The organism is Planctomycetota bacterium (genome assembly GCA_016872555.1).
Classification (GTDB): Bacteria; Planctomycetota; Planctomycetia; order Pirellulales; family UBA1268; genus F1-20-MAGs016.
Map to the genome: position 1 here is coordinate 1 of VGZO01000063.1, position 16,985 is coordinate 16,985.

Consider the following 16,985-nt stretch of genomic DNA (forward strand, 5'->3'; position numbering starts at 1 on the left):
GGCTGGCGCTCTCGATTCTCAAGCGAGACACTTCCGTGAAAAATTGCTCGATTCGGGGCAAACGACTCCAAGCAGGCTGGTGTAACGATGTCTTGGAAGGAATTCTGACGGGAAAACAGGCCGATTAGGATGCGATTGCCCTGGGAGAGCGACGATCTGCGTCAAGGCGGCGATCGAGTCCGTCGCATCCCCGGTGTGCAACGCATACTGACCGGCGAACTCCGCAGCCGCCTGCAGATCGGCATATCGCGAAGGGCTGTCTTTGGCCTGCCAACTGACGTTGTCTCTGAAGCGGCTCCACTCAATCGCTGTGCCGTCTGACTCGGCTCCTTCTGCCGCTCGTCCGAGCGGACTCGCGAGACCGGCGAAGAGCCAATACTTCGCGGTCGGCCCGGTCTTATGGTACCGCTTAAGGACCGCAACCGCGACGTCCTCATCGCCCTTGGCCATCTCGGAGAGAAGGAACGTCGTCGCCACCCTGACCCTCTCATCTTTGCCGGCAAGACCCAAGGCAATGACATCCAGCCCTTTTCGGATACCCGCTGACCTCTCCTCCGGACTGGCGGGCCGGTGAACCCAATCGATGCCCTTCCTGGCGTTGGCTGCGAATGCCTTGATCGTCTTGGTGTCAGCGCCGAGCCGGCCCAGAAACGCCACCGCCGACTCGGCCTCCGAGTGAGACACCGACGCTGCGGAGACGTCGCGATTCCCCGTCGGGCCGGTCAACTCCCCTTCATCCGCGGTGGTGGGAGCAACCCGGAGTGAACCCGAGAGAGCCGCGGCATAGGCGAACTTCCGAAGACCCCTGAGGCGATCTGACAATGACGTCGGCACGGCGATCCCTCCCTTCTTTTTGCCCGGCAAGCATCGTCTCCCAACCCGAAACATCCGTCGTTGTTCCCGGCAGGCGGCGGTGGTCCTCGGTCAGCGGCCCGAAGGCCGCTTGCCAACACCCGCAAGCCCCGCAACGGCGCCCGGCTCGAGCCGCCGCGATCGCGAGGACTCATGGGATCGGTCGGGCTGGTTGCCAATCCTCTTCCCAACGACGAACGCGGCGTCGCAACCCTATTGTTGTAGCCGAGAACCCCGCCTCTGAGGTAGTAGCCGCCGCGAAGTTCCCAGGGCGCTCACCCGGAGATGCCGAGGGTATCGAGCGTCACCGAGCAGGAGCGGATCGCGGCCAAAGACCCCGTCACGTCCGCAACGGTTTCCGGGCTGATGCCCGACTCGTGAGCCTCGGGGAGAGCGGCCTGGGCGTCCGAAGGCGATTTCCCGAAACACTGAAACGCCGCTCACTCCCTGCTGCGATGGCGAGGTTCTCGCCTCGGCGCAGACCGTCTCCCAGTCCGCCGCTCCCGGGCTTCGATGCCTCGCGTCCGGCAGCGGTCAGAGGCTGTGGATGCCGATCACGGGCAGGTCGTCTATCCGTCCTTGAAAGACGTCGCGATCGTCAGAGGCCTGGACGAGCTCGCCCCGGTCGGCGAGCGGGCGGAGGCGGGGCGTCGGAGTCACTCGTGACGCCTGCCGCAGCGCACAGCGACCGCTCGATCTCGTCGAGAGCGGGGGCGGGGCGTTTCGAGAAACCCGCGCTGGACGCCCCGGCCGCTCCTCCCGAGGCTCACGAGTCGCTCATCAGCCGGAAGACCGGTGCGGAGGTGCCATTGACCGGGCTATCCTTTGGCGCTCATGGCCCTCATGGCGGGGCCGCGGATCCACGGAGGCCGGCGTAGCCACCACGTCCTACACGGCCTTCACGCGGAGGCCGGCCTTGCGGGCCGCGGCAAGCTGCCGGCGATCGGATGAAACAAAGAGCTCGGCCCCCCAGACCAGGGCTGCCGCAACGTGCATGGCATCGGCCGCACGGACGACCGATGCCTCGAGCACCGTCACCGTGGCCGCGATCACCGGCGGGGTGAACTCGATGATGGCCGCATCAGCGATGTCCTCGAGCAGCCGCTGCTTGATCTGGTCGTACTGGGAACGGTTCAAGCGACGCTCTCGAAGCCGGCGATTCATCGCCGACAGGATCTCCGGAACGCACACCACGCAGAGACCCAGTTCCGACGCTGCGAGGCAGGCCGACTCGACGGCGTCGCTTCCCGGCTCCTCGACGTAGCGCTTGGCGAAGGCCGAGGAATCAAGGAGCGTCTTCACGGTGGCGGTCTTCGAGAATGGCCCTCGCGAGCGACGCACCTTTGGCGGTGAGCCGCAGGCCCGGGCGCCGCCACGACGGCATCCGAGCTCCGCCCGCCGCCACGGGATGAACTTCGGCCACCGGCTTGCCGTGCCGCAGCACGACCAGTGTTTCCCCGCGCTCGACCGCGTCGAAGAGCACGGACGCGCGACTGCGGAACTCGGTGAACGATACAGTCTTCACAACGTGAACCTCCGGGAGGCGACTGATCGAACGTCACGACCGAACTGTACACGAATGCACACGATGGTGCAGAGGATGAGGATAGCCCGGCCAATGTCACGTCCGCAACGGTTTCCGGGCTGATGAACGACTCGTGAGCCTCGGGGATCGGTTCCGGTTCCGTGACGAACGCGATCAGCCGGCTGTCGCCCCCGCGGTGAATCAGCGCCCGCGCTTCGGCCCCGGCGCCGGGGGCTGCGGCGGCTGCTCCGGCTTCGGCTCGTCGGCGTCCGGCTTGTCGGCCGCCCCCGCCTTGTCTTCTTCAAGGACGATCGACGCCGAATTGATGCAGTAGCGCAGGCCGGTCGGCGGCGGACCGTCGTTGAACACATGGCCGAGGTGGGCGCCGCACTTGCGGCAGGTGACCTCGGTGCGGTGCATGAAGAACGAGAAGTCGTCGTGCTCGGCAACGACCTTCCCCTTCACGTCCCCCTGCTTGGCGTCGATCGGGGCGTTGAAGCTCGGCCAGCCACAGCCGCTGTCAAACTTCTCGTCGGAGCGGAACAGCGGCTCGCCGCAGCAGATGCAGCGGTAGGTGCCCTTGGTCTTGGTGTTCCAATACTTGCCGGTGAAGGCGCGCTCGGTGCCCTTGAGCCGCGCCACCTGGAACTGCTCCGGGGTGAGCCGCTGCTGCCAGCCCTCGAGCGTGGTCGGCAGGGGATTGCCCTCGGCATCGACCACCGGCGCCGGTTGGCCGGCACCGGGCTGGGAAGGCTGCCCGCGCTGCATGGAGTTTTTCCCGCGGTTGGAGGAGGGGGGGCGCGGTTTGCCGGGGGGATCGGCCGCAGGCGCTCCCGCGACACCCCACGCCACGCCGATCGCACATGCCACGGCGACAAGCCCGGCCCGCGGGCGAAGCTGTCGGATCATCGGGTGCCTCCCTCGTCGGATCGGTCGGCTCGCAGGCGCCGGGCGGGGCGATCATCGCCCGGAAGAACACCAAGACGAGTTTACACCCGGGCTGGCCCCGGGGGAGCGGCGTGCGGCCCCGCCGCGATTGCTGGCCCGGCGGTCGCTCCAGCCGGTCAGCCCCCCTTCTTGGGATCGGGGAGAGTCTCGGGCTTGTATTCGTGGTCGCGCTTCCGGATCACCTCGGCCTTCACGATCCGGTCGGGTTTGATCCCCGGCACCGTCTGGCCCACAGGGTCCTGCGTACGGATCAGCTTGGGGAGTACGTCCATCCCTTCGATGATCCGGCCGAAGACGGTGTGCTTGCCGTCGAGGTGCTCGGTGGGGCGGAAGGTGAGGAAGAATTGCGAGCCGCCGGTGTCCTTGCCGGCATGGGCCATCGACAGCGAGCCGCGGAAGTGCTTCCGTGCCCCGGGCTCGTAGCACTCGCAGGCGATGGCATAGCCCGGTCCGCCGGCGCCGGTGCCCTTGGGATCGCCCCCCTGGGCCATGAACCCGCCGATCACGCGGTGGAACGGCGTGCCGGCGTAGGTTCCGTTCTCGACCAGCGCGATGAAGTTGGCGACGGTGTTGGGCGCCTCGTTCTCGAACAGCTCGACGACGATGTCGCCCTTGGTGGTGGTGATCTTCACGCGCGGCAGGTCGTCGGCCTTGGCCTCGGCGTCTCGAGCGGCCATCTCGGCCTCGACCTTGGGAAGCTCCGCGGCGAGCGACCGCTCGAGCTGGACGATCCGCCCGTCCTCGACCCCCGCTGCCGCTGCCTTCTTCAGCCACGCCGCCGCGCGGTCGGGCTCGGAGCGGAAGATCGCCGCCGTCGCCGCGACGATCGCCACCCCCTTCTCGGCGTCGCCGGGATCGGCGAACACGCCCGCCGTGTCGAGGAGGTCCGCCAACTCGAGGGCCCGATCCGGGTCGTCGCCCTGCATCGCGGCGGTGACGACGGCCGTGCACATCTCGCGGGCGGCCTTGCTCGCGGGGTTGGCGGCCACCAGCGTGAACGCCGCCTTCTCCAGCTGGTCGCTCGCCTTCTCCGCCTCCGGCTTGAGCCCCTCGAACTTCACCTCGAGGGCGTCGCGCTTCGCGTTGTCGGTCTCGTTCTTGTACTGGCCGCCGAGGACCTGCATCTCGCCGACGAGCCGCTTCATCTCCTTGCGGGCGGCATCGAATTCGGCCTGCGCCGCCTGGAGATCGACCGGCTTTTCGGGGGCCGCCGGCTGGGCCGAAGCGCCCGGGATCGTCGCCCAAAACACTCCCGCCGCCACACCGAGCGCCACCACCGCCCGCAGGATCACACGCATCGCCCCCTCCGTGAAGGATGTCCGTCGCCGGCGGACCGCCGCCGCCGGGGGTACGATACCACGGTGATCCTCCCCGTCGGAACGTGAACCATGCCGCGTCGCGGCCCCCCCGCGCCCGATCGCGGCCGTCGCAAGGCAGCCCCCGACGGGGCCGACGCCGCCGCCCCGCCACGGATCATCGGCGGCACGCTCCGGGGGCGGAAGCTCCCCTTCCTCCCCGACCCGCGCACCCGGCCGATGAAGGATCGGGTCCGGGAGACGCTCTTCGATCTGCTCGGCAGCGACGTTCCGGGGACGGTGGCGATCGATCTGTTCGCCGGCAGCGGAGCGCTGGGGCTCGAAGCGCTCAGCCGGGGGGCGGCGCGGGCGATCCTCGTCGAGCGCCATTTCCCCACCGCCGACCGGCTCCGGGCGGCGGCGACGGAGCTCGGCATCGCCGACCGTGTCGAGGTCCGCCCCGGCGACGTCCTCGTCTGGGCCCGGCGCCTGCCGCCGCTGCCGGATGACAAGCCGTGGCTGGTGTTCGTTTCGCCACCGTGGGAGATGTTCACCAGCCGGGGTGCCGACGTCGTCGCCCTCGTGGCGGCCCTCCAGGGGGCGGCGCCGCCGCGGAGTACCGTCGTCGTCGAGGCCGACACCGCCTTCGACCAGGCGCGGCTTCCGGGAGACGGCTGGACCTCCCGGGCCCTTCCCCCGGCGGTGCTCCATCTCTGGCGGCACGGCGGCTGACGGGACGGTGTCGGCGGCCGGCCGGCGTCTGGTATCGTTGTCGGGTAGAAAGGGGACGGCATGTTCGTGCGCAACCTCCGGGAGGCGACTCCCTTCACGACCGCCGACGGCTCGACGATCCGCGAGCTGCTCTCCCACCGCGACGGGGCGATCCGGGCCCAGAGCCTCGCCGAGGCCCGCCTGGCACCGGGGCGGGCGACCACCCCCCACCACCACGCCGCCACCGAGGAGATCTACTACATCCTCTCCGGCAGCGCCGTGATGACCGTCGGCCACGACGACACGCGCGCCGTCGGCCCCGGCGACGCGATCGCGATCCCGCCGGGAGCCCGCCACACGATCCGCAACGACGGCCCGGAGGAGCTCGTGTTCCTCTGCACCTGTGCCCCCGGCTACGAACACGCCGATACGTTCCTCGAAGGCTAGTGTCGCCAACGCCCGATCCGTCCCGGCCCCTCCGTCCCGCATCCTCCCCTCCCGCCGCCTCCACCCATGGCCATCTCCGACGCCTTCTCCTCGCTCCTCGTCTCCGAGGGCCTCGTCAGCGCCGAGCAGCTCGCCGAGGTCACGCGGATCGCCGGCTCCTCGGGCAAGAAGATGCACGAGGAGATCGTCCGCCTCGGCTACGCCCCCGGCGACAAGGTGATGCGGGCCCTGGCGAAGGCCTACCGGATGAAGTTCGTCGACCTCGCCACCGCCGCGGTGCCGCAGGAGACGATCGAGCTGCTCCCCGAGAGCGTGGCCCGCGAAAACTCGATCTTCCCGATCTCCATCGAGGGCGCGACGCTCCGCGTCGCCAGCTGCGACCCGACCGACCTCGACACCCAGGAGAAGCTCCGCTTCATCCTCAACCGCGACGTCGAGATCGCGCTGGCCCCGCGCGAGCAGATCATCGAGGCGATCAACCGCCACTACGGCGCCAGCGACGGCGAGAGCGCCGACTCGATGCTCCAGGAGTTCACCGACACCGCCATCGACTTCACCGAGACGGCCGTCGAGCAGGCGGCCGCGCAGGCCACCGAAGACAACTCCGACGCCCCGGTCGTGAAGCTCGTCAACCTCGTGATCACCGAGGCGGTCCAGCTCCGCGCCAGCGACATCCACATCGAGCCGTTCGAGAACCGCGTGCGGATCCGCTACCGGATCGACGGGCGCCTCGTCGAGCGCGACAACCCCCCGCGCCGCCTCCTCGGCGCGATCCTGTCGCGCATCAAGATCCTCTCCAAGCTCGACATCGCCGAGCGCCGCCGCCCCCAGGACGGCCGCATCAAGCTGACCGTCGACGGCAAGGACTACGACCTCCGCGTCAGCGTGCTCCCCACCAACCATGGCCAGTCGGTGGTGATGCGCGTCCTCGACAAGGACAACATCCGCGTCGGCATCCGCCAGCTCGGCCTCTCCGAGCACGACTTCCGCAACTTCAAGAACCTGATCCGCCGCCCCAACGGCATCATCCTCGTGACCGGGCCGACCGGGTCGGGGAAGACGACCACGCTCTACGCCTCGCTCAACGAGCTCAATCGCCCCGACACGAAGATCATCACCGCCGAGGACCCGGTCGAGTACTACCTCGCCGGGATCAACCAGGTCGAGGTGCGCCACCAGATCGGCCTCGACTTCGCGCGCGTGATTCGCGCCATGCTGCGGCAGGCGCCAAACGTCATCCTCGTCGGCGAGATGCGCGACACGGAGACGGCGCAGATGGGGATCCAGGCGTCGCTCACCGGCCACTTGGTGTTCAGCACGCTCCATACCAACGACGCCCCCAGCGCGATCACGCGGATGATCGACATGGGCGTGCCGGCGTATCTCGTGGCCAGCAGCGTGATCGCCGTCCTCGCCCAGCGCCTCGTGCGGATCAACTGCCCGAAGTGCAAGCAGCCGTTCCAGCCGCTCGAGACGCAGATCGAGGCGGCGGGGATCACGGCCGAGCAGCTCAAGGGAGCGACGTTCATGAAGGGGCGCGGCTGCGCCAACTGCCAGAAGACCGGCCACAAGGGGCGCCTCGGGATCTTCGAGCTGATGGTGATGACCAACAAGATCCGCGAGCTCGCCTTCCAGGGGGCCCCGACCCAGGAGATCCGCCGCGCCGCCTGCAGCCAGGGGATGCGGGTGATGTTCGACGACGGCGTGCAGAAAGTGCTCCGCGGGATCACCACGTTCGACGAGGTGTTCCGCGTGGCCAAGAAGGTCGAGGAGTGAGGGCGACGGCGCACGGTCACGGGCCTGGGCTGGCAAGCCGTTCGCGGCAGCGCACGATCTGGCACCGAGCGCCGTCGACCGACCGCACCGGCATGGTCCAAGGACCCTCGTCGCGCGTCCTCACGCTCGTGTGCAGCATCACGGCAGCACCGCCAAGCGTCGCCCCTTCCACCTTCCCAGGGGCCCGCGTAGCCCCTCCGCCGTCGCCCTCGCATCGGCCCGTCACCCACTGGCTGCGGGTCGATGCGAGGGCATAGGCGCGAGGGGCGCCCCCCTCTGCAGAGCCCGAGCCGAGGCTTGTTCCCGCCGCGCATCCTCTGCCCCCACCGCGGTCGGCATTTTTCCTGTCCGCGCGGGACTTTCCTGCCGATGGTGCGCATAATGCAGGCAGGGTGAGTGCGGCGTGGGGACGCCGCCGGAGGTGGGGCGATCGGGCCCCGCTGACGATGTGCGGAGGGGTGTTTCTGGGACCGAAGCGAGCGTCCGCCGGCCGTGGCCGGGCTGGCGGCGAGCGTTCGCCGAGCGCGCTTGGCACGGGGGTCTCGCGGGCTGCAAACCCGGAATCCGCCGTGCTGCGAAAACGGCAGCGGAAGCTAGACTGGGCGTCGCCGGCGTTGCCGTACCAAGTGTCCACTGGTCATGAATCGGCAGGGGTGCCCCGGGAGGCGTTCCGCCGACCCGAGGTTCCCTGCGCCGAGACGACCTGCCGACTGGCCATCCTCCCACGACCGTCCGAGGTGACCCCGCCATGAGCACCGCCACCCCTTCGCCGCAGGCCGCGACCGTCGACAAGCTGCTCAAGGTGGCCCTCGACAACGGGGCCAGCGAGCTGCGCCTCTCCGGCAACCAGCCGCCGATGCTCAAGATCGGCGAGCAGGTGCGGCCGCTGAAGGTCAAGGCCTTCTCCGAGGACGAGGTCGAGGCCCTGGTCGTCGCGATCCTCCCCCCGGGGAGCGATCCGAAACGGTTCGTGTTCACCTCGGCACTGGGGCGCTATGCCGGGGCGGTGATGGACGTCGGCGGGACGAAGGTCGTGCTCCTCCGCCCGGCGACCGACGCCGACGAGCAGGCCGCCGGCTCCCCCGGCACGTCGGGCGACGGGGCGCTCGAGCTCGACATCGTCTCCGACGCGGCGGGCGAGAAGGCCGCCACGGGCCCGGTCGACGAGGCCGCCGCCTACGCCATGCCCAAGGCGGCGGTCGGCACGATCCAGATCGACAAGCTGCTCACCGCCGCCGTCAAGAACGGCGTCAGCGACATCCACATCACCGTCGGCCTGCCGCCGGTGTTCCGGATCGACGGCGGGATGCGGCCGCAGGCCACCAAGGTGCTCACCGCCGACGACACCAACGGCCTGATGAAGGCGATCACGCCGGAGCGTTGCCAGGCGGAGCTGGCCGAGAAGGGGGGCTGCGACTTCGGCTTCGCGTTCGGCGACATGGCGCGGTTTCGCGTCAGCGTGTTCAAGCAGCGCGGCACGATCGCGATGGTGCTGCGGCAGATCCCCAACAAGATGCTGACCCCCGAGCAGCTCGGCGTGCCCGAGGTCTGCAAGAAGATGGTCTGCCGGCCGCGCGGGCTGTTTCTCGTCACCGGGCCGACCGGCTCCGGCAAGAGCACCACGCTCGCCAGCCTGATCAACTTCATCAACGAGACCCACGACCACCACATCATCACGGTCGAGGACCCGATCGAGTTCTACCACCAGAGCAAGAAGAGCACGGTCAACCAGCGCGAGATCGGCGTCGACGTCCACAGCTTTTCCGAGGCGCTCCGCCGCGCGCTGCGGCAGGATCCCGACGTGATCCTCGTCGGCGAGCTCCGCGACCTGGAGACCATGGAGGCGGCGATCACCGCCGCCGAGACGGGCCACGTCGTGTTCGGCACACTCCACACTTCCGGCGCCCAGGGCACGGTCAACCGGATCATCGACGCCTTCCCGACCAGCCAGCAGGAGCAGATCCGCACCCAGCTCTCGACGACGATCATCGGCGTCGTCTCGCAGGCCCTGCTGCCGAAGATCGGCGGCGGGCGCGTGGCGGCCTACGAGATCCTCGTCTGCACCCCGGCGATCGGGAATCTGATCCGCGAGAACAAGACCTTCCGTATCAACTCGGCGATCCAGACCGGCGCCAAGCTCGGCATGCAGCTCCTCGACGACCATCTGTTCCGCCTGTGGAACGAGAAGAAGGTCAGCGAGGAGGCGGTGATCGGCCGGGCGCAGTCGCCCGACGACCTGGCGATGCGGATCGCCAATGCCAAGCGCGGCGTGTTCGACGACGAGGAAGACATCGCGCGCAAAGCGAAGATGGAGCACTGATTTCACCGTGGACAAAGCCATCCATGACCCTTGCCCACGGTGGCGACCGCGGGGAACTCAGACGGTTCCCCGGTTCGCCGTCCGCCGCCTCCAGCGGCGGAGTCCCCTGCCCACTGCCTGCTAGGTAATCGGAGCGGCAAGCGATGGCCCTGAAACGGATCGGCCAGATCCTCCTCGACCTCGGTCTGTGCGACGAGCAGCAGCTCGCCATGATGCTCGAGGAGCAGCAGGCGCGCGGCGGCGAGCTCCTCGGCAAGGTCGGGGTGTCGCTCGGCTTCTTCACCGAGGAGCAGCTCGGCGAGGCGCTGGCCGAGCAGTGGAACACGACCTTCGTCACCCTCTACGACCGCGCGATCCCGGCCGAGGTCCTCAAGCTCGTCAGCGAGCCGATGGCGCAGTTGTATCGCGTCATCCCCCTCGAGCTCGCCGGCGAGCGCCTCACCGTGGCCACTGCCGAGCCGCAGAAGCTGCAGGTCGCCGACGAGCTGCGCACGTTCCTCGGCTACGACATCCACAACTGCGTCGCCACCGAGTCGGAGATCACCAAGGCGATCGAGAAGTACTACTCGTCCGACACCGAGAGCGTGGAGTCGCTCGTCGAGTCGCTCGAGGCGGATTCCGACCTCGCCGCCCAGGCCGCCGCCGCCGGCAAGGAGGGCGCCACCGACCTGACGAGCGTCGAGGCCCTGGCCGAAAGCGCCCCGGTCCGCAAGCTGCTCAACATGGTGCTGTTGCTCGCGATCCGCGACGGCGCCAGCGACATCCACTTCGAGCCGTTCGAGTCCGAATTCCGCATCCGGCTCAAGAGCGAGGGGGTGCTCCAGGAGATGGTGCCGCCCCCCAAGCACCTGGCGTTCGCGATCACCACGCGGATCAAGGTGATGGCGAATCTCGACATCGCCGAGCGCCGCCTCCCGCAAGACGGCCGCATCGAGCTCAACGTCGGCGGCCATCCGGTCGATCTGCGCGTCAGCGTGCTGCCGACGCTGTTCGGCGAGAGCGTCGTGATGCGGGTCCTCGACCGCGGCGTGGTCTCGCTCGACCTCGACAAGATCGGGATGGCGCCGGCGATGCTGCGCCAGTTCCGCGACGTGATGAAGCGGCCCAACGGCATCATCCTCGTCACCGGACCGACCGGCTCGGGGAAGACGACCACGCTCTACTCGGCCCTTTCCGAGCTCAACGACATCGAAGACAAGCTGATCACCACCGAGGATCCGGTGGAGTACGACATCGACGGCATCGTCCAGGTGCAGATCGATTCCGAGATCGGCAACACCTTCGCCCACTGCCTGCGCTCGATCCTCCGCCAGGACCCCGACCGGATCCTCGTCGGCGAGATCCGCGACGTGGAGACGGCCGAGATCGCCGTCCAGGCGAGCCTCACCGGCCACATGGTGTTTTCCACGCTCCACACCAACGACAGCCCGGCGACGGTGACACGGCTGCGCGACATGGGGGTGCCGCCGTTCCTGATCACGGCGACGGTCGAGGCGATCCTCGCCCAGCGGCTCGTGCGCCGGATCTGCGCCAACTGCAGGGAGGAGATCGTGCCCGGGGCCGATGTCCTCGCCGACCTCGAGCTGACCAGCGACCAGTTGGTGGGGAAGAAGTTCTACCGGGGCAAGGGCTGCGAGAAGTGCAACCGCACCGGCTACAAGGGGCGGATGGGGCTGTATGAGCTGCTGATGGTCAATGACGACCTCCGCGCCCTCATCGCGCGCAACGCCTCGACCGAGGAGCTGCGCAACCTCGCCCGCAAGCAGGGGATGGTCACGCTCCGCGATTCCGGCATGGAAGCGGTGTTCGCCGGTTCGACCACCGCCGAAGAAGTCATCCGCGAGACGATCCTGGAGGCCTGACGATGCCCACCTTCCAGTTCGAAGCCATCGACGCCGCGACCGGCCGGCCGATCAAGGACGTCGTCGACGCGCCCAGCGAGGCCGAAGCCCAGGCGACGATCCGCGCCATGGGCTACATGGTCACCAAGCTCAAGGCGCAGAAATCGAAGGGGGCCGCGACGGCGGGGGGGAAGCGCAAGCCGGGGCGGACGTTCGCCTTCGGCAAGGTGAAGGGGAAGGAACTGACGCTGTTCACCCGGCAGCTCTCGATCCTCCAGGATGCCGGCCTGCCGATCCTCCGCAGCCTCAAGGTGCTGGCGGAGATGCAGAAGCCGGGCCGGCTCAAGAACAGCCTCCTCGACACCTGCGACGAGATCGAGGGAGGAGCGACGCTCTCCGAGGCGATGTCGAAGAGCCCGAAGTGCTTCGACCGCCTGTATTGCAACATGATCCGCGCCGGCGAGGCGGGCGGTGCGCTGGAAGTGATCCTCCGCCGACTGGCCGAGTTCATGGAGCGGTCGCAGTCGCTGAAGCGGAAGGTCAAGGGGGCGCTGGTCTATCCGATCGTGGTGGTGTGCGTGGCCATCGGCATCCTCACGTTCATCATGATCAAGATCGTGCCGCAGTTCAAAAAGATCTTCGACGACTTCGGCAGCGAATTGCCGGCGATGACGCAGGTCCTGATCGACATCTCCAACGCCTGCGTCAACTACTGGTACCTGATCCCGGCGATCCCGTTCGGCTTCCGGCTGATCATCAAGGCGATCTGCCTGCTCAAGTACGGCCGCTTCGGCTGGGACCTGTTCACGCTCAAGATGCCGATCTTCGGCCAGCTCGTCGAGAAAAACATCATGTCGCGCTCGACGCGCACCCTCGGCACGCTCCTGTCCTCGGGCGTGCCGATCCTCGAGGCCCTCAACATCACCAAGGAAACCTCGGGCAACATGATGTTCGAGAAGCTGTTTCAGAAGGTCAGCGACTCGATCCGCGACGGTAATGCGATCGCCAAGCCACTCAAGGAATTCGCCGTCCCCCCCTTCAACATCATGGCGATGTTCTTCTGGACGCTGTTCTGCCCGGGGATCGGGGCGCTACTGTACCTGACGAAATACAAGAAGCCGGTCGTCGACGACCTCGTGGTCAACATGGTCGACGTCGGCGAGGAGTCGGGCGAGCTCGACACGATGCTCTACAAGGTGGCCGACACCTACGACGAGGAAGTGGCGGTGCTCACCGAGAGCCTGACGAGCCTGATGGAGCCGCTGCTGATCATCTTCCTCGGCGGTGCCGTCGGCTTCATCGTCATCGCCCTGTTCATGCCGCTCATCAAGCTGATCACCGACCTGTCGTGAGACGGGGCGAAAGCCCCCGGAGGAGAGCTGCGATGCATTGCGACGACGCGACCATGCCCCGGCGGGCGGACCGGGCGGGCTCGGGAAGTGGCCCCGGGGGGGTCCGCGCCGGTTTCACGCTGGTGGAGCTGCTGGTGGCGATCATCATCGTCGCGGTGCTGGCGGCGATCATCACGCCGGCGGTGATGACGGCGATGGCCAAGGCCAAGCAGGCGGCGATCAAGACGGAGATCGACATGCTTCACATGGCGATCATGAACTACAAGAGCGAGTACGGGAGCTTCCCGCCGGCGGCGGACAGGCCGACCGGGGCCGTCAAGAAGCACGTCACTCGCATTTTTCCGAGAACAAACTGGGCTTCGTTCACCTACGACACCGGGCAGGTCACTCCGTTCACAGCGATCTACCTCTTTTTGTCGGGCTACGGTGACGACCCGACGAATCCTTTCTCGGGCAAGCCGAAGAAGTTGTTCGACTTCGACCAGTCCCGGGTGAACACCACCAACAACCAGTACGCGCCGCGCGAAAAGCCGAACAGCCCCTACATCTACGTGCCGGCCAGCCAGTACGAAACCTTCGTCTATTCAACGTCTTCATTCACCACACCCGGGGCGCAGATGGTGCCAGAGAAGCCATTCAAGCGGAAAATGGCTCCGTTTACCGTCCCAACTGCGCCGGATTCTTTTTGGTTCACGAACACCATGCCTGTTCCGGCGGAACTGACAAATCAGCCGACGACTGGTCAGCAGTTTTTCAACCCTGACACGTTCCAAATTTTGTGTGCCGGTCGCGACGAGGTGTTTGGTACCGACGACGACCTATCCAACTTTTGGCCGGGAACGCGCCGGGACTATCTAGACAGCATCAAGTAGTTGTTTGAGCAAGCCGGGATCGTTTCATGTCCCTTCCCTCATCAGCCACCGTCGCGATGCCAACCCGGGTCGGGCGGCGGGGAGGGTTCACACTCGTCGAGCTGATGGTCGTGATGATCATCCTCTCGATCCTCGCGTCGCTGTCGCTCGCCGGCCTGGCCGGCGCGCGGACCCGGTCGAAGATCGACAAGACGAAGTCGACGATCCGCAAGATCCACGAAATCGTCATCCCGCACTACGAGAGCTTCGCCGAGAAGCGGGTCGCCGGGCCGAGGTTCGCGGCCGGCGCCCCGACGGCGGCGGCGGGAGCCTCGCTGCCGATCTACACCGTCTGGATCGACAACAGCGCGACCCCGCCGCGTGCCTGGATCAACGACACTCCCGGTGCCGCCTGGGTCGGGCCGAGCACCAACACCCGCAAGACGATCGCCGAAGGCAGGCTGAAGACCCTTCGCGTCATGCAGCTCCTCGACCTGCCCGACCAATGGGCCGACGTCGACTGCTCGAGCGTGGCTGGCGTGCAGAAGCTGATGTCGGCGGCGGCGCGCCGCTACCAGCAATTCCGCGCGAGCAAGCCCGCGATGGACCAGTGGGAGTCGGCGGAGTGCCTGGCGATGATCGTGATGCGCGGCGGGTTCGCCGGCGATGCCACGGAGAACTTCCGCAACGACGAGCTCGGCGATGTGAACGCCAACGGGTGCCCGGAGTTCCTCGACGCCTGGGGCCAGCCGATCCAATTCATCCGCTGGCCGGTCGGGTACACGATCAACACGCCGGGGGTGCGCCCCGCCGTGACGCGCACGCTCCAGACGGGGGATCACGTCGCCGATCATGATCCTTTGGACCCGATGAATGTCGCCCCGAACGACTACCGGCTGATCCCGCTCATCTACTCCGGCGGTCCCGACGGCAATGGGCTCGATCCGACGATCATGGACAACAGCCAAAACTGGTACGGCATCCGCGCGACGGGCAATTACATCGGCGATGGTTGGATTCCTCCGACAGGCCCCGGGCTGGCGACGACGAAGCCGCCACCGCCCCCGAATGTCCTCAATCCGGAGCTCCTTCCCGGTTCGGTCTTCGACGCCCGAACATACCGCGACTCGATCACCAACCACGACCTGATCACCAAGTGATCCGCCGGCTGCCAGCCATGCCTCCGCTCCACCACCGCCGTGCCGGCATGACGCTCGTCGAGCTGCTCGTCGTGGTGGCTATCATCGGCATCCTCGCCGTCACCGTCCTGCCGAACCTTTCCAACACCACCGAGTCGCGCCGCACGCGCGAGGCGGCCCGGGCGGTGTCGACGTGGGTCAGCAAGGCGCAGAGCCGGGCGATCGGCCGCACCGAGTGGGCGGGGTTCTGGATCCTCCCCACCGGCACCGCCACCCCCTACGCGATCGACCTCCAGCTCGCCGACGTGCCCGAGGTCTACCGCGGCGAGAGCCTCCAGTCGCGGGCGCTGGTGGTCGACCCGGCGACCAGCGGCGTCAATCCGGACAAGCCGGTTCCCTTCACCTGGGCGTACCGCGACGTCGGCTTCCCGGCGGTCGGCGGCGCGGCGAGCTTCGACGCGGCCAATCGTGGCATCACGCCGGCCCTCTATCAGTTGGTCGGCGGCACGGCGGTGCAGTCACGGGCCGGTGATCTCGTCCGCTTCGACGGCACGGGCCCCTGGTTCGAGCTCCTGCAGACGCACTCCAACGGTTCGCTCGCCGTCCAGTTCCGTGGGCTCGGGTCGAGCCAGGGAACGTCGGGGCAAAATCCGCTCAATACGCCTTGGCCGCTCGAAGGCGTGCCGCATTCCTATGAGATCCTCCGCCAGCCGGTGCGCAGCGGGGCGACGTTCTCGTTTTCCGACGGCCGCTGCATCGACCTCTTCTGGTCGGGCTACGCCTCGACGGGGAGCGTGCCCTACCAGCAGTTCGGCCTCGCGCCAGGAAGCACCGTCGCCCTGCCGTCGCAGCCGATCGGAATCCTGTTCGACGGCAACGGCCGCGTGCGTGAGCTCTTCCACCAGGGCTCCCGGCTCGCCGTCGAGGGGACGATCTTCCTCCTCGTCGGCCGCGTGGACCGGGCCGGGCAGCCTGCAGTTGCCTCGCTCAACGCCAGCGACGATTCGGTCGGTGCCAATTGGCAATACGGCGACTCGTATTGGATCGCGATCGACCCGGCCAGCGGGATCGCCCGGGTCGCCGAGTGCACTGTCAACGCCGCCAATCCGGTCGCATCGCAGGCATTCATCCGCTCCCAGATCGTGGCGGGAGGGCGCTGACATGACGGCCATCCACTCCATCCCCGCGCCGGCATCCGCGCGCCGCGGAATCACGCTGATGGAGGTCCTGATCTCGATCGGGATCCTCGCCGTCGGCCTGACGAGCGTGGTGGCGCTGGTGCCGGCCGGTCGCTCCCAGGCCTCGCGCGGGATCATCTACGACCGGGCGACGACGATGGCCACCAACGCCCTGGCCGACGCGATCACGGCCGGGTTCACGCGATTCGATTCGCTCACGCCCGTTTCCGAGGACTACAACGGCGACGGCACGCTCGACGTGAGCTCGGGCGAGTGGGATGTGAACGGCAACAACACGGCCGAAGAGTACCTGTCGCTGAGCGAAGACTTCGCCCTCGACGGCGCTACCGCCGCCGACGACCGCGACGGCAATGGCGCGGTGCAGAACTTCGGCTTTGTCGTCTGTGATCCACTCGGGCCGATGTATACCGAGGGGCCGTTTCCCGCCGCCGTTGCCAAGCCGGTGCTGCATGTCGGCCTCAAGCAGCAGGGGCTGCTCGCGGCCGCCGGGGCGGCGCGGTGGACGCTGCCGGCACCCGGCGTCGGGGGTGCCGCCACTCGGATGGCGCTGCTCGCCCAGGGGCGCGACGATCTGCGGTTCAATCTCTCCGCCGTGGGGCCCGACGACCCGCCGCTGAATCTCGTCGATGCCGGCGGCGTGCGCTCGTTCGAGGGGCGGACGACCTGCATGTTTGCCCTGGCGCGGATCGACACCGGCATTTACAACCTCGGCAACGTCCCCGTGTCGCC

General features: G+C 67.8%; 15 protein-coding genes. 10 read left to right on the top strand and 5 right to left on the bottom strand.

The window, feature by feature from the left end; translation table 11 throughout:
- Positions 1-18: 18 nt before the first annotated feature.
- The 5 genes from FJ309_15380 to FJ309_15400 all read right to left on the bottom strand — a co-directional run bounded on the left by FJ309_15380 (position 19) and on the right by FJ309_15400 (position 4,002).
- Positions 19-864 (bottom strand): hypothetical protein, encoded by an 846-nt coding sequence (locus FJ309_15380; GenBank protein MBM3955965.1) that lies wholly within the window; start codon positions 862-864, stop codon positions 19-21.
- Between the two features lie 876 nt (positions 865-1,740).
- Positions 1,741-2,154, bottom strand: coding sequence for a type II toxin-antitoxin system VapC family toxin (locus tag FJ309_15385; protein ID MBM3955966.1), 414 nt, complete (start codon positions 2,152-2,154; stop codon positions 1,741-1,743).
- Positions 2,138-2,377, bottom strand: coding sequence for a type II toxin-antitoxin system Phd/YefM family antitoxin (locus FJ309_15390; protein ID MBM3955967.1), 240 nt, complete (start codon positions 2,375-2,377; stop codon positions 2,138-2,140). The genes FJ309_15385 and FJ309_15390 overlap by 17 nt, the downstream gene beginning before the upstream one ends.
- Positions 2,378-2,578: 201 nt before the next feature.
- Positions 2,579-3,145, bottom strand: coding sequence for a peptide-methionine (R)-S-oxide reductase MsrB (gene msrB / locus FJ309_15395; protein MBM3955968.1), 567 nt, complete (start codon positions 3,143-3,145; stop codon positions 2,579-2,581).
- 296 nt (positions 3,146-3,441) lie between these two features.
- Positions 3,442-4,002 (bottom strand): peptidylprolyl isomerase, encoded by a 561-nt coding sequence (locus FJ309_15400; protein MBM3955969.1) that lies wholly within the window; start codon positions 4,000-4,002, stop codon positions 3,442-3,444.
- 711 nt (positions 4,003-4,713) lie between these two features.
- Between FJ309_15400 and FJ309_15405 the strand changes: the two genes are divergently transcribed.
- The 10 genes from FJ309_15405 to FJ309_15450 form a co-directional block, all read left to right on the top strand.
- A complete protein-coding gene (locus tag FJ309_15405) occupies positions 4,714-5,352 on the top strand; it encodes an SAM-dependent methyltransferase (GenBank protein ID MBM3955970.1) in 639 nt (212 codons plus the stop codon).
- Between the two features lie 60 nt (positions 5,353-5,412).
- Entirely contained in the window at positions 5,413-5,778 is a 366-nt protein-coding gene (locus FJ309_15410; GenBank protein MBM3955971.1) for a cupin domain-containing protein, read from the top strand.
- Between the two features lie 66 nt (positions 5,779-5,844).
- Entirely contained in the window at positions 5,845-7,554 is a 1,710-nt protein-coding gene (locus tag FJ309_15415; GenBank protein ID MBM3955972.1) for a type II/IV secretion system protein, read from the top strand.
- Positions 7,555-8,737: 1,183 nt separating this feature from the next.
- Complete coding sequence (locus tag FJ309_15420; protein MBM3955973.1) at positions 8,738-9,874, top strand: type IV pilus twitching motility protein PilT; 1,137 nt, start codon at positions 8,738-8,740, stop codon at positions 9,872-9,874.
- A gap of 143 nt (positions 9,875-10,017) precedes the next feature.
- Entirely contained in the window at positions 10,018-11,736 is a 1,719-nt protein-coding gene (locus tag FJ309_15425) for a pilus assembly protein PilB (protein ID MBM3955974.1), read from the top strand.
- 2 nt (positions 11,737-11,738) lie between these two features.
- On the top strand, positions 11,739-13,067 hold the full coding sequence (locus FJ309_15430; GenBank protein MBM3955975.1) for a type II secretion system F family protein: 1,329 nt from the start codon (positions 11,739-11,741) through the stop codon (positions 13,065-13,067).
- A 32-nt stretch (positions 13,068-13,099) separates the two neighbouring features.
- A complete protein-coding gene (locus FJ309_15435) occupies positions 13,100-13,939 on the top strand; it encodes a type II secretion system protein (GenBank protein MBM3955976.1) in 840 nt (279 codons plus the stop codon).
- A 26-nt stretch (positions 13,940-13,965) separates the two neighbouring features.
- Positions 13,966-15,078 carry a type II secretion system protein gene (locus FJ309_15440; GenBank protein MBM3955977.1) on the top strand — a complete coding sequence of 371 codons (1,113 nt, stop codon included), beginning with the start codon at positions 13,966-13,968 and terminating at the stop codon, positions 15,076-15,078.
- Positions 15,079-15,095: 17 nt separating this feature from the next.
- Positions 15,096-16,217, top strand: a complete 1,122-nt coding sequence (locus FJ309_15445; protein MBM3955978.1) for a prepilin-type N-terminal cleavage/methylation domain-containing protein — start codon at positions 15,096-15,098, stop codon at positions 16,215-16,217.
- Between the two features lies 1 nt (position 16,218).
- Positions 16,219-16,985: hypothetical protein (locus FJ309_15450; GenBank protein MBM3955979.1), on the top strand; the 767-nt coding region annotated here is incomplete at its 3' end.

Coding starts and splice junctions, on each gene's coding strand:
- msrB (MBM3955968.1), bottom strand. CDS start 3,145: ATGCAGCGCGGGCAGCCTTCCCAGCCCGGTGCCGGCCAACCGGCGCCG.
- FJ309_15400 (MBM3955969.1), bottom strand. CDS start 4,002: ATGGCCGCTCGAGACGCCGAGGCCAAGGCCGACGACCTGCCGCGCGTG.
- FJ309_15405 (MBM3955970.1), top strand. CDS start 4,714: ATGCCGCGTCGCGGCCCCCCCGCGCCCGATCGCGGCCGTCGCAAGGCA.
- FJ309_15410 (MBM3955971.1), top strand. CDS start 5,413: ATGTTCGTGCGCAACCTCCGGGAGGCGACTCCCTTCACGACCGCCGAC.
- FJ309_15415 (MBM3955972.1), top strand. CDS start 5,845: ATGGCCATCTCCGACGCCTTCTCCTCGCTCCTCGTCTCCGAGGGCCTC.
- FJ309_15420 (MBM3955973.1), top strand. CDS start 8,738: ATGCCCAAGGCGGCGGTCGGCACGATCCAGATCGACAAGCTGCTCACC.
- FJ309_15425 (MBM3955974.1), top strand. CDS start 10,018: ATGGCCCTGAAACGGATCGGCCAGATCCTCCTCGACCTCGGTCTGTGC.
- FJ309_15430 (MBM3955975.1), top strand. CDS start 11,739: ATGCCCACCTTCCAGTTCGAAGCCATCGACGCCGCGACCGGCCGGCCG.
- FJ309_15435 (MBM3955976.1), top strand. CDS start 13,100: ATGCATTGCGACGACGCGACCATGCCCCGGCGGGCGGACCGGGCGGGC.
- FJ309_15440 (MBM3955977.1), top strand. CDS start 13,966: ATGTCCCTTCCCTCATCAGCCACCGTCGCGATGCCAACCCGGGTCGGG.
- FJ309_15445 (MBM3955978.1), top strand. CDS start 15,096: ATGCCTCCGCTCCACCACCGCCGTGCCGGCATGACGCTCGTCGAGCTG.